Source organism: Alteromonas sp. HB246098, from assembly GCF_054890645.1.
Genome location: NZ_JBTZUG010000006.1, coordinates 273,290 through 286,923 on the forward strand (window position 1 = coordinate 273,290; position 13,634 = coordinate 286,923).

11 protein-coding genes are annotated in these 13,634 nt (G+C 45.0%); all 11 read left to right on the top strand.

Annotated elements, in window-relative coordinates:
- The first annotated feature begins 2 nt into the window (after positions 1-2).
- The 11 genes from ACYTPF_RS14475 (at position 3) to cheD (ACYTPF_RS14525) (ending at position 13,633) form a co-directional block, all read left to right on the top strand.
- The gene (locus ACYTPF_RS14475; RefSeq protein ID WP_461852709.1) at positions 3-833 is read left to right on the top strand and encodes a CheR family methyltransferase; all 831 of its coding nucleotides are present in this window, start codon (positions 3-5) and stop codon (positions 831-833) included.
- A gap of 14 nt (positions 834-847) precedes the next feature.
- Positions 848-1,477: a chemoreceptor glutamine deamidase CheD gene (gene cheD / locus ACYTPF_RS14480; protein WP_179982083.1), complete on the top strand. Its 630-nt coding sequence runs from the start codon at positions 848-850 to the stop codon at positions 1,475-1,477.
- Positions 1,452-2,498 (top strand): protein-glutamate methylesterase/protein-glutamine glutaminase, encoded by a 1,047-nt coding sequence (locus ACYTPF_RS14485; RefSeq protein ID WP_179982084.1) that lies wholly within the window; start codon positions 1,452-1,454, stop codon positions 2,496-2,498. The genes cheD (ACYTPF_RS14480) and ACYTPF_RS14485 overlap by 26 nt, the downstream gene beginning before the upstream one ends.
- A gap of 226 nt (positions 2,499-2,724) precedes the next feature.
- Positions 2,725-3,936 carry a methyl-accepting chemotaxis protein gene (locus ACYTPF_RS14490; protein ID WP_461852710.1) on the top strand — a complete coding sequence of 404 codons (1,212 nt, stop codon included), beginning with the start codon at positions 2,725-2,727 and terminating at the stop codon, positions 3,934-3,936.
- A gap of 65 nt (positions 3,937-4,001) precedes the next feature.
- Complete coding sequence (locus ACYTPF_RS14495) at positions 4,002-4,367, top strand: response regulator (RefSeq protein ID WP_179982086.1); 366 nt, start codon at positions 4,002-4,004, stop codon at positions 4,365-4,367.
- A 38-nt stretch (positions 4,368-4,405) separates the two neighbouring features.
- Positions 4,406-6,349: a chemotaxis protein CheA gene (locus ACYTPF_RS14500; RefSeq protein ID WP_461852711.1), complete on the top strand. Its 1,944-nt coding sequence runs from the start codon at positions 4,406-4,408 to the stop codon at positions 6,347-6,349.
- Complete coding sequence (locus tag ACYTPF_RS14505) at positions 6,346-6,849, top strand: chemotaxis protein CheW (RefSeq protein WP_179982088.1); 504 nt, start codon at positions 6,346-6,348, stop codon at positions 6,847-6,849. The genes ACYTPF_RS14500 and ACYTPF_RS14505 overlap by 4 nt, the downstream gene beginning before the upstream one ends.
- A gap of 4 nt (positions 6,850-6,853) precedes the next feature.
- Entirely contained in the window at positions 6,854-9,160 is a 2,307-nt protein-coding gene (locus tag ACYTPF_RS14510; RefSeq protein ID WP_461852712.1) for a methyl-accepting chemotaxis protein, read from the top strand.
- Between the two features lie 104 nt (positions 9,161-9,264).
- A complete protein-coding gene (locus ACYTPF_RS14515; RefSeq protein ID WP_461852713.1) occupies positions 9,265-12,177 on the top strand; it encodes a methyl-accepting chemotaxis protein in 2,913 nt (970 codons plus the stop codon).
- Positions 12,177-13,007 (top strand): CheR family methyltransferase, encoded by an 831-nt coding sequence (locus ACYTPF_RS14520; RefSeq protein WP_461852714.1) that lies wholly within the window; start codon positions 12,177-12,179, stop codon positions 13,005-13,007. The genes ACYTPF_RS14515 and ACYTPF_RS14520 overlap by 1 nt, the downstream gene beginning before the upstream one ends.
- A gap of 8 nt (positions 13,008-13,015) precedes the next feature.
- A complete protein-coding gene (gene cheD / locus ACYTPF_RS14525; RefSeq protein WP_461852715.1) occupies positions 13,016-13,633 on the top strand; it encodes a chemoreceptor glutamine deamidase CheD in 618 nt (205 codons plus the stop codon).
- Position 13,634: the final 1 nt, after the last annotated feature.

The window sequence follows — 13,634 nt, forward strand, 5'->3', positions numbered from 1 at the left end:
GTATGACAGCCATACCAAGCACGGACGCGCAAAGGGAATTTTCATATAGCCGAAGAGATTTCGAGCGGGTAAAAGGTCTGCTTTTTAAACAAGCAGGCATTAACCTAGCCGACTCGAAAGACGCGATGGTTTATAGCCGCCTTGCGAGGCGGCTGCGCACGCTCGAAATAAATAGCTTTAAAGAATACTTAGCTTATGTTGGAAGCAATGACGATGAAATGGAGCACTTCATCAATGCGCTTACCACCAACCTGACTGCGTTTTTCAGGGAGCCACATCACTTTGAAGCGCTAGCAAATTTTCTTCGAAAGCGACCGCAAACTAAACGTATTTGGTGCGCTGCGAGCAGCACGGGTGAAGAGCCTTACAGTATTGCGATGACGGTGGCGTCCGTGTTTGGCACCTTTACGCCCAACGTACAAATACTTGCCACAGACATTGATAGTAAAGTGTTGCAGAAGGCCCGCCAGGGTGTTTATGCCCAAAACAGTATTAGTCAGCTTTCTTACGATTATAAAACCCAATTCTTCTACAAAGGTAAAGGTTCGCAAATCGGAAGAGTAAGGGTGGTAGATGAGCTACGAAAAATGGTGCAGTTCGAACCACTCAATTTAATGTCGCCAAACTGGTGTTTAGATGCGCCGATAGACGTAATTTTTTGCCGCAACGTTATGATTTACTTTGACCGTCCTACGCAGCGTAAAATTTTAGCGCGTATGGTGAAGTTAATGTGTAGGGACGGCATGTACGTAGCAGGGCACTCTGAAAATTTCACTATGTACCCTGAACTGGTGGCGCCCATGGGGAAAACCGTTTATCGACCCGTTGTTTAAAGGGAATTTGTAGTATGAGTCAGGATGAAAACCCCATACGTTATTTTGATAATCGCCTTCAAAAAGAAGCGGTAAAACTCCTGCCGGGGCAATACTATGCTACTGCCGCAGACAAAGCTTTGGTAACTATCCTTGGTTCGTGTGTTGCGGCGTGCATTTTCGATCAAGAAAAAAAAATTGGGGGCATGAACCACTTCATGTTGCCCGATCTCAACTTTACTACCAATCTCGACGCCTGCTTAGCCACAAAGTACGGCGTGCACGCTATGAATATGCTGATAGACCAACTCGTGCATTTAGGCGCGCGTCGTAACAAGCTGGTGGCTAAAGCATTTGGCGGCGGAAAAGTCTTACCAGGGTTTGTGCAACAAGACATTGGGCGAGTAAATGCAGAGTTTGTTTTAGAGTATTTAGATAATGCAAATATTCCCCTTGTTAGCAGTGATTTGATGTCTACCTATGCTCGAAAAATTTACTATTTTCCGGCAGACGGAAAAGTGTATATGAAGCGAATTCGCGAGTTCAATAATGCTACGCTTTACGAGCGTGAATCTACGCATCGTGTTCTACTTTCTGAGCAAGCGAAGACGGGTGTTATTTCATTTTCGGAACAATCACATGCCTATAAAAGTTCTCGTCGTTGACGACTCTGCCTTAATAAGACAAATTTTGTCAGAAATCGTCGCTAAAGCGCCAGGGTTATCATTAGTTGGCGCAGCACCCGATGCCTACGTAGCCAAGCGGATGGTACAAGAGTTTAGGCCCGATGTTATTACCCTAGACATTGAAATGCCAAAGGTAGATGGGCTTCGCTTTTTAGAAGTGATGATGAAGGCGATGCCAACCCCAGTGGTAATGATTTCCACGCTCACTGAACGAGGCGCCGATGCAACGTTGCGCGCCCTAGAATTGGGAGCGGTTGATTTCATGGCAAAGCCAAAATTAGGTGTGGCGCAAGGTATGACCGAATATGCCGCAGTTATCGTTGAAAAGATAAAGGCAGCGGCCCACTCAAAGTTAAGCCATCCCACCGAAACTCGCTGCACTAAGCACGCTTCCATGCGCTATACCGGCACTGAAAAGCTTATTGGAATAGGCGCTTCAACTGGAGGAACCGAAGCGATCAAAGATGTCATCATGCATTTTCCTCGCAATGCTCCAGCAACTATTATTTCCCAACATATGCCTCCGGGTTTTACCACCACCTATGCTAAGCGTCTTGATAACCTTTGTGAAATAACGGTGCGAGAAGCGCAGGGGGGAGAGCGCTTATTGCCAGGCTTTGCCTATTTAGCACCAGGTAATAAACATTTAAAAGTAGAGAGAAGTGGTGCCGATTACCGCTTGAGCCTTGATGATGGCCCTAAGGTATCAGGGCATAAGCCCTCGGTTGACGTCATGTTCGATTCACTTGCTGAGCACGCAGGGGCAAATGCAGTGGGTGTATTGCTTACCGGAATGGGGCGCGACGGGGCAAAAGGTTTAAAGAATATGCACACTAAAGGCGCTGTCACCTTCTGCCAAGATGAAAAAACCTGTGTTGTATACGGCATGCCTAAAACCGCTGTAGAAATGAAAGCTGCAAGTTTCATAAAACCCTTAGAAGAAATTTCAGACGCTATACTTGATACACTCGAAGCATTAGGAGCGGGTAGTCGGCTTTAAGTAGTTTTTATATCTTCTGGTGCTTTTACAAATCCTCCAGGTACTTTCCTTATTGTAGATTCCATACGCGATGGGCGTACCCTTACCACTGCCTGTCGCAAATGTCACCAAAGTAACAAGTTAACAAAAATATTCAAAAGTATAATTGTTAGAGGTAAAAATTAGACCATAATTTGATCGTGTTTTGTACAGTTGTTAACGCGGTAGTTACAATCGAGGTGAAATCGTGGTCGCCATTGCAGCAAATTATTTGGATAACTTTTTCTCTAGCAAGAGCAATGCTTTCGTTGTGGCGTTTTTAACGATGTTAGGGAGCTGGACTTTATCCTTTACGTCAGTATCGCATTTAGGACTCGTGCTTAGCTCCGCTTGTGTGGTTTTTCTGCTGTTCGTACTACTAAGAGTAACTAATTTAAGTCAGGCAACAGCAACGCCTAACGCTAACGATTCAACAGAGTACTACTCTCCTTCTCATGAGGCTTCGTTAGCTTCTGATTCAATCAGTATTGCAGTATCCGAAGCGAACAACATATTATCAGTCACCTCATCAAATATTAGCGACATTTTTTCAACGCAGAGCGATGCGGTGGCTACGTTAAGCGAATCCTTTATTTCTCTTCAATCCCTGCTTGGCCAGCAAGAAATTAGCATAAACAATTTGCTAAAAGACGATGATAACAGTGACTGCGCTTACGCCGACAAAATGCGTTCATTCGCGTCAGACACCGATGCAACACTAACGCAATTTATCGTATCAACTACCCAAATGACCGACTCTACAAGAGCGTTAGAAACCCAAGTTCAAACTATTCAGCAAGCCATGCCTACCGTGATTGAAGCGTTAAGCGGCATTGATGATATTTCTTCACAAACCAACCTACTAGCGCTTAACGCAGCTATCGAAGCTGCGCGTGCTGGTGAAGCCGGTCGTGGATTTGCTGTTGTCGCAGACGAGGTCCGTGCGCTATCTACCCGTTCTACGCAGTTCAGTGACGTAATTAAAACCCAAATAGAAAATATCAAGTCGCTTATCGATAAACTAACGGAAACTGCTGAAGTCGTTGCGTCTCAGGACATTTCTCACGTGGTGAACGCAAAAGATGCGATTAGCGAACAGCTCAAAGGCATTATCAAAAAAGCAGAAGCTGATATACAGGGCGCAAGCGAGCTTGAAGCCATCAGGCAACAGCTTGCCGACTCTACAGCAGCCGCCATTCGCGGCCTTCAGTTTGGCGATATAAATGGCCAAAACCTCATGTATACCCGAGAGACCATTGAATTCATTATTGAGCAGCTTTCACAGCTGTCCGCAGAAAGCGCAAGTCGTGTGCGAGAAAATCTAGAAAACTATCAACACTCGCTTACTGAAAAAGGGCAAGCAGACCATAACCCAGTTTCTGCGACTTCTATGGATGCGGGTGATGTAGAGCTTTTTTAGCGGTAACGAAAATCTCTACAAAGCAAGGTAAGAGCAATTTTGACAATTCAAAAGGTGATTGAATTATGAGCAAAAGCATATTGATTGTTGACGACTCTGTATCTATTCGTCAGATGGTTGAAATGACCCTCAAGTCAGCGAACTACAACGTAACTACGGCGCAAGATGGGCAAGATGCGCTAGACAAGTGCCAGGGGGCTCGTTTCGACTTTGTACTGACCGATCAGAACATGCCTCGCATGGATGGCTTAACGCTGGTTAAGTCTTTAAGAGAGTTATCTAATTTTCGTTCGACGCCAATTGTGATGCTTACCACAGAGGCTGGCGACGATATGAAGGCTAAAGGTAAGGCTGCCGGAGCCACAGGGTGGATGGTGAAACCTTTTGACCCGAACAAGCTGTTAGATGTGATGAAACGAGTGTTGGGCTAATCGAACGTCGGTTTTAATAGGGCAAGTGGGAGTTAACCATGACCATTGATGTAAACCAGTTTCACGGTGTGTTTTTTGATGAGAGTGATGAGCACCTCCAAGACATGGAGCAGTTGCTCATGACCTTAGATGTGGATGCTCCCGACCCCGAAGAATTAAACAGTATTTTTAGAGCGGCTCACTCCATAAAAGGCGGAAGCGGAATTTTTGGCTTCGACGCATTAATGAACCTCACACATGTCATGGAGAACCTGCTCGATAAAGCGCGCAACCAAGAGATTCAGGTAACGGCAGAAATTGTTGATATTTTCCTGCAAACCCTTGATGTACTCAAAGACACCATGTCTGCTTATAAAGAGCAGACAGAACTTCCTCAAGCACAGATTGACGCAAGCATAAAAGTACTCGAAGAGACGCTTGCTAGCGCTTCAGGTGAAGTCGTGCATGAGCCTAGTGATCAAACCGTAGATATTGAAGGTACTTCAGACAACGAGATTGAAGGTTTTGGCTTTTTCGATGATGAAGAAACTGAGACGCAAAGCATCACCTCTGAAACTTCGCAAAATCAAAAAGAAGCAGAGGAAATTGAGGGTTTTGGACTCTTTGAAGATGATGAAGTAGCAGCGGAGAAACAGGCTAAAGCGGCGCCTGAAGTTATCAAAAACGATGAGGGCTTTGGCTTTTTCGAACCAGAAAACCTTCCTATTAAACCAGATGTAACACAATCTACACCGGCACAAGCCACCCCCAAACAACCTATCGTTAAGCCAGTCAAAACCAAACCTAAAGTGGCAAAAGAAGCCGCATCAATTCGTGTAGATACAACAAAAATTGATGCCATGGTTAATTTAGTTGGCGAACTTGTTATTACTCAATCCATGCTTTCTAACGTAGGCCAGGAAGTTGAAGGGCAGGTAGGTGAACGTTTACAGCTCGCGATAGACGAGCTACAGCGCAATACCCGTGAAATACAAGAATCGGTAATGTCTATGCGCATGTTGCCAGTGAACATGACATTTAATCGCTTCCCTCGCGTTGTACGTGACCTTTCATCAAAGCTAGGCAAAAAAGTCGATTTGGTTATTCAGGGGGGCAACACTGAAATTGATAAAAGCCTTATCGAAAAGCTGGTCGACCCGCTTACTCATTTAGTTAGAAACAGCATTGACCACGGTATCGAAAGCCCTGAAAAGCGCCTTGAAGCAGGTAAATCCGAAAAGGGAACCGTTATTTTAAGTGCAGAGCAAAAAGGTAGCAGCATCATTATCGGCATTATTGATGACGGTGCAGGCTTAAATAAAGCGCGCATTTTAGATAAAGCGACACAAAACGGGTTAGCCGTTACGCCGGATATGCCAGACAGTGAAATTTGGCAGCTTATATTCCAAGCGGGTTTTTCTACCGCCGCTGAGGTCACTGATGTATCAGGTCGTGGCGTTGGTATGGACGTAGTGCGCCGAAATATTGAATCTATTGGCGGACGCATTGAAATCGAATCGTCGCAAGGCGAGGGCTCAGCCTTTTATATCCACCTACCCCTTACGCTCGCCATTGTAGACGGTATGTGTGTGTCAGTTGGCGATCAGATTTTTGTCATTCCGCTGCTTAACGTAATCGAGTCTTTTCAGCCTACAGCTTCCCAAGTAAAAACACTTGGTAATGACAAGGTGCTGTGGATTAGAGACCAGTACTGGCCATTGGTGTCACTTACGCAATTGATGCAGGTAGACGACGGCATTATCGAACCAACTCGAGGCATAGTGGTACTGCTAGAAAGCAGTAAAAAACGCTACGGCGTATTGGTGGATTCTCTGGTAGGTCAACAACAAGTCGTCATCAAGAGCTTAGAGCAACATTACAAAAAAGTCGCAGGGATCGCAGGCGCTACCATTATGGGCGATGGCAAGGTCGCGATGATTTTGGATGCCGATTCGGTAGCAGCAAATTGTACCAATATCCCAAATGAAGAGGTTTCACTATGAGCGAAGCAGCATTACAGCAAGCCGTTAGTGCGTCGAAAGAGAATGAATTTTTAAGTTTCGTATTGGGCGAAGAACACTACGCCTTAGACATCACGACGGTGAAAGAAATTCGCGGCTATGAGCAGGTCACCAAAATAGCCAATGCGCCAAGCTTTATTAAGGGGGTGATAAACCTTCGTGGCGATATTGTACCTATCGTGGATTTGCGGATTAAGTTCAATGTCGGCGAAGCCACCTACAACGACTTTACTATCGTGATTATGCTAAACGTTCACGAGCGGATTGTAGGTATTGTCGTTGACGGGGTGTCTGACGTAATACGTCTTTCGGAAGAAGACATGCTTCCTCCCCCAGAGTTCGGAGTGGCGTTCGATAGCAAATACCTTCACGGGCTGGCGGATGTGGACGAACACATGGTTATTTTAGTGAATATTGAGAGCTTAATTACAAGTAACGAATTGGGCTTAGTTGAAACAAAAACACAAACGGTTGAGGGCTGAGACAATGGGAATCATGACGTGGTTAGAAGACTTCACGAAGGCAACGGACGTTAACCAAGCATTAAGAAACAAACAGGCGCTTGATGCCACAACGTGTTGCATCATGATGGCCGATGCAGACAGAAATATTATTTACGCCAATCAGTCGGTAAAAACACTACTTAAAGAAAATGAAAAGAAGCTACAGGCTGTTCTTCCCAGCTTTTCTGCTGACAACCTTGAAGGACAGAACATCGATCAGTTTCACCGCAACCCGTCTCATCAACGTAATATCCTTGCAGAACTAAAGTCAACGATGACCTCTACAATAAACATAGGCGACTTGAACTTCAAACTTACGCTAACTCCTCTTTTCGACCAAGATAACAAAAACATAGGCACTATGGTTGAATGGGTTGATCAATCTGAGTTGCTTATCAAAAGCACCATGCTAGACGCGCTTAACAATGCGCAAGCGGTTATAGAATTTAATGCAGATGGCGTAATTCAAAACGCTAACGAAAACTTCTTGAATGCTCTTGGCTATAGCCTTAACGAGATCGTAGGCAACCATCATAAGATGTTTTGTGACTCTCAGTATATTCGTACTGAAGAGTACGCACAGTTTTGGCGCGACCTTAAAGCGGGCAAGCTGCAAAGTGGCGAGTTTTGTCGCTTTGACAAAATGGGTAAGGAGGTTTGGATCCAAGCGACCTACAACCCGGTATTTGGTGGTGATGGCAAGGTCATTCGCGTAGTGAAATTTGCCACCGATATCACCGAAAACAAGCTTCGTAACGCGTATTTCGAAGGGCAAATTGAAGCAATAAACAAAGCACAGGCGGTTATCGAGTTCGATCTTGACGGAAAAATTTTAAACGCCAACGAGAACTTCACCGACACTGTTGGCTACAACTTAGATGAAATTGTAGGCAAACATCACAGCATGTTCGTTGATGATGAATACAAGCGCAGTGTTGAGTATAGCCAATTTTGGGAGCAGTTACGCCAAGGCGTATTGTTTACCGATGAGTTTAAGCGCGTGGGCAAAGGCGGTAAGGAAATTTGGATCCAGGCATCTTATAACCCCATTTTAGATCAAAATGGAAGACCGCATCGCGTAGTAAAATATGCCATCGACATTACGGGCAGAAAGCAAGCCATAAGCGATATCAAGACCGCCATGAATGAATTAGTTCAGGGCAATTTAGACTGTCGCATTGAGCATGAGTTTGACGGCGAATTTAAAGATCTAGGCACATCAATAAATCGTTTCATTGACGATATGCGCCGCATTATCGGTTCAATAAGTGAGGTAATGACCCGCTTATCTGGTGGTGATTTAACTGCAGAGCTTGATGAACAGTTCCAAGGCGAGTTCCAAATATTGGGTGATGCCATAAACCAGTTTGTCGGTGAAATGTCTGGCACTATCGGTTCTATCTACCAAGCAGTAGAAACCATTAATACTGCTTCGTCTGAAATAGCCACAGGTAACTCTGACCTTTCAAGCCGTACCGAGCAACAAGCGTCTAGTCTTGAGGAAACCGCGTCAAGTATGGAAGAGCTTACAGGTACAGTGAAACTCAATGCTGAAAACGCGGAACAAGCTAATAGCCTAGCTTCGCAGAGCTGCGATATTGCGACAAAAGGCGGTGAGTTAATTCGTCAGGTGGTGGATACCATGTCGTCAATTAACGAGTCAGCCCAAGAAATTTCAGACATCATCGGTGTTATCGACGGCATTGCATTTCAAACCAATATACTTGCATTAAATGCTGCTGTAGAGGCGGCTCGAGCAGGCGAGCAAGGCCGAGGCTTTGCAGTAGTTGCATCAGAAGTAAGAAGCTTAGCCCAGCGCTCTGCAGAGGCGGCAAAAGAAATTAAAGAGCTTATTTCAGACTCAGTGAGCAAAATTGACGGGGGGAATAAACTCGTCAATCAGTCTGGCGATACTATGGAAGAAGTGGTGACCTCTATTAAGCGGGTCAACGACATTATGTCAGAGATTGCTGCAGCAAGTTCTGAACAAGCTTCAGGCATTGAAGAAGTCAGTAAAGCGGTAGTGCAAATGGATGAAATGACGCAGCAAAATGCGGCGCTGGTAGAAGAAGCCGCGGCAGCTGCTGAAAGCTTGCAACAACAATCCGGTAATCTATCCGAGCGTGTGTCGGCGTTTAATATAGGTGATAAAGCTGCTGTTGCAGAAACGAGACCACAACAAGCGCCTCAGGCTGTGTCAGAGAAAAAAGTGGCTTCCGTAGCCATGCTAAAAACGAATAAAAAGTTAGCTCCTAAAGTACCGCACAACGACGAATGGGAGTCTTTTTAGTTAATTAAAGGCGAATTCTTCAAAAGGGAGTTCGCCTTTTTTATTACTTGCAGTTTTATTCAGCGCTTCAAACACGTAGCGCTACTAATATGATAGGTGATGCTATGGGTGTTTTTAATATATTTCACAATGAAGAGTTGGTGGCTGCTCAAAGTCTTTCTCGTTTTCAGGAGCAGGCGTTGAGTGAGAGTACAGCATGTTTAATGTTAGTGGATGCATCGGGAACGATAACCTTTGCCAACAAAGCATTTAGACAGCTCGCAGCAGAGCATAGCGCACAGTTTTCTCGCTCACTTCCTAACATTAATCTTGAGGAATTGACCGGCACCTCTATCGCAAGCTTTTTTGCTAATAATAAAGAATTGAGCCAGCGATACAGCACCTGTAATAGTAGCGACACCTTTTTACTGCCGATAGGCGACCTGTTGTTTACGCTAAAACTCACCACAATCAAAAGCGTAGAAGGTGAGAAACTTGGCACAATGGTGGAGTGGATAAACGACCAGGAGTTGCAGCAGAAGTCAGCTTTGCTGGAGGGCCTTGACCGTTGCCAAGCTATTATTTCCTTTACTCCAGAAGGTATAGTTGAAAACGCTAACGACAACTTTCTAAAAGTAACAGGTTATTTAAAAGAAGATATTGTAGGTAAGCATCACCGTCTATTTGTGTTACCAGACTATGGTGTATCTGAAGAATATAACCAATTTTGGGAAGACCTGAGAAATGGAGAACGCAGCAGTGGAGAGTATTGTCGCGTAGCGAAAAACGGTGACAAAATTTGGATCCAAGCTTCTTACAATCCTATCTACGATAAGTTGGGCAATATTGTTCGCGTTGTTAAATTTGCCACCGACATCACTGCGCAAAAGCGCAAAAACGTAGACTATGAAGGCCAGATAAACGCCATCGATAAATCGCTAGCTGTCATCGAGTTTGACCTAGAAGGGGTAATTCAACACGCCAACGAAAACTTCTGTGCTACAACAGGTTATGACCTCAGTGAAATAAAGGGGCAACATCACAGTATGTTTGTCGAGCCGAATTATAAAATGAGCCCCGAATATGCGGCGTTTTGGCGAGATTTGAAAAAGGGTGAGTTTAAGTCAGGGGAATTTAAACGCGTAAAAAAAGATGGCAGTGAGCTCTGGATCCAAGCGTCCTATAACCCTATCTTCGACGAGTTTGGCAAGCCAACAAAAGTGGTGAAATATGCATCTGACGTTACCGAACAAAAGCTGCAGAATGCATTCAACACAGGGCAGATAGATGCAATAAGTAAATCTCAAGCAGTTATCGAGTTTGACCCTAATGGCAACATTGTGAGCGCTAACGATAACTTTTTGGCCACGGTTGGGTATGCACTAGACGAGATCCAGGGTAAACATCACCGTATATTTGTTACCAAACAAGAGCGTGAATCTGAAGAGTATCGGGCCTTTTGGAAAAAGTTAGCTGAAGGGCAATTTTTTTCAGGGGAATTTCATCGTATTGCTAAAGATGGGTCTGACGTATGGATCCAGGCAACTTATAACCCCATTTTAGATATGAGTGGTAATGTTGTAAAAGTGGTGAAATACGCCAGCAACATTACCGAACAAAAGGTTAAAAATGCGTATTTTGAGGGGCAGTTAGCCGCCATTGGAAAGTCTCAGGCGGTCATTGAGTTTAACATGGACGGCATTATCCAAGATGCCAATGAAAACTTCTTAAATACAGTGGGCTATACCCTTGAGGAGATTCAAGGGAAGCATCACAGTATGTTTGTCGATCCGTCATATCGGGCTAGCCCTGAGTATGCGGCATTTTGGGATGCATTGCGCAGTGGCACCTATTCTTCTGGTGAGTACCGCAGAGTTGGCAAAAACGGCAAAGAGATTTTTATACAAGCTACCTATAACCCCATTTTAGATCACAACGGTAAACCCTTCCGCGTCGTGAAGTTCGCTACCGACATTACAGGCCGAACTCAGGCAGTTGATGAAATTAAGCACGTGATGACTAGGCTTACAGAAGGAGATCTTACCGTTAATATTGACCACGCATTAGATGGTGACTTTGCTGTGTTAGGCGAAGCAATAAATCAATTCATCAATGAAATGCGCGGCACCATCACCAATATTAATGAAGCGGTTGAGACTATTAATGTAGCGTCAGGCGAGATAGCAACGGGCAATGCTGACCTATCAAGCCGCACTGAGCAACAGGCGTCAAGTCTTGAAGAAACTGCGTCGAGCATGGAAGAGCTAACCGGTACTGTAAAGCTTAATGCCGAAAATGCCGAGCAGGCAAACTCTCTTGCTGCGCAGGCAAGCAAAATAGCGTCTCAAGGAGGGGAGGTCATCGGCGAAGTGGTGGATACCATGACGCAGATTAATGATTCTGCCCAAGAGATATCAGACATTATCGGCGTTATCGATGGGATTGCCTTCCAAACTAACATACTGGCATTAAATGCTGCGGTTGAAGCAGCGCGCGCTGGTGAGCAAGGGAGAGGTTTCGCGGTTGTTGCCTCTGAAGTGCGTAACCTAGCGCAGCGTTCTGCCGAAGCTGCGAAAGATATTAAAGAGCTCATTTCTGACTCGGTGAGTAAAATTGCGAGCGGCAACCAGTTAGTCGTGAAGTCGGGTGAGACAATGGCGGAAGTCGTGACTTCAATTAAACGGGTAAACGACATTATGTCTGAAATTGCGGCGGCGTCTGCAGAGCAAGCTGCGGGGATAGAGGAAGTCAGTAAAGCCGTAGTTCAGATGGATGAAATGACCCAGCAGAACGCTGCGCTAGTGGAAGAAGCTGCAGCTGCGGCCGATAGTCTTAAACAGCAATCACTGCAGTTGAATGAACGGGTCTCAGTATTTGAAGTAAGAAAAGGGCTAAGCAGTGACCAACAGCATATAGCGGCTCTTACTCACGGAAGCTCTCGACAGCAGCGCTTATCTGCAGCGCCAGCTCAGCGATTGTCTCAAGCCCAGGCGCTAACACCGGCTATGCCTAGCGAGGCCGAGTGGGAGTCATTCTAATGACAGCGGCTGTATCAACAAAAGATAGCACTAGGGAGTTCGCCTTTGAAAAGGCGGACTTCAAAAACGTGCAGAAGATGTTGTTTAGAAAGGCAGGAATAAATCTATCTGATGCCAAAGAAGCAATGGTCTACAGCAGGCTAGCCCGTCGGATAAGGGCAAGAAACTTGCGTAGTTTTAATGAATATCTTGCTTTAGTGAACACCTCGGAATCGGAGTTGGAGCAATTTATCAATGCGCTTACCACGAACCTTACGTCCTTCTTTCGCGAGCCGCACCACTTTACCGCGTTGGCGGATTATCTAAGACAGCACAATGTTACCAATATTTGGTGTGCTGCCAGTTCTACTGGTGAAGAGCCATATTCAATCGCGATGGTAGTAGCGGAAGCCTTCGGAAGTTTTAAAACACCGGTTAAGATCATTGCCTCAGACATAGACAGCAAAGTGCTAACTAAAGCCAGGGCCGGTGTTTATCCCTTAGCCTCGATAGCGAAAATACCGCAACATCGACAAAAGCAGTTCTTTCACAAAGGCAAAGGTACTAATGAAGGAAAGGTCAAAGTGGTCGATGAGCTTCGCAATATGGTGCAGTTTAAAAAACTAAACCTCACCGACACAAAGTGGGATGTGAAGGGGCCGCTAGACGTTATATTTTGCAGAAATGTAATGATCTACTTTGACAAACCAACGCAGCTAAAAGTACTACAAAAAATGGTGGGTATGTTAAAGCCAACAGGGTTATACATGGCTGGACATTCTGAAAATTTCAATATGTATACTAATCTTGTTAGACCGGTGGGGAAAACTATTTATCGCCCAGTCGGTTAGGAGAGATTGTGGCGTCACCCAATTTTGAACTGCCAATAACTTATTACGACAAGCGTTTTTCTAAAGAAGCGGTAAAGCTTTTACCCGGTCAGTATTTTGTTACCACGAAAGACAAAATGCTGGTCACGGTGCTTGGCTCTTGTGTAGCGGCTTGCTTGTTCGACCCTTATACGGGGTTTGGTGGCATGAACCACTTTATGTTGCCTACCGTGAACAAATCGGCAGGTGAATTTGAGCAAGTTCAAGGAATGGCGGCAAAATACGGCGTTCATGCCATGGAAATTTTGATTAATGAGCTCGTTAAAGTAGGCGCACAAAAGAACCGGCTAAAAGCAAAAGTCTTTGGCGGCGGTAAAGTTGTACCTTCTTTTGTTCAAAACGATGTAGGTAAGTTTAATGCAGAATTTGTGACTCAGTTTTTAGAAACCGAAGGCATACCTATTTTAGCCAGCGACTTGTGCGACGTTTATGCGCGAAAGGTGTATTTTTTTCCAAGCAGCGGCCACGTGATGATGAAGCGTATTCACGAGCTTAACAATGCAACAATTATCGAGCGAGAAAGTCAGCACCGCTGGGAATTATCTAAGCAGGCGCCAAGCGGCAGCGTAGATTTATTTGAGGACTAGT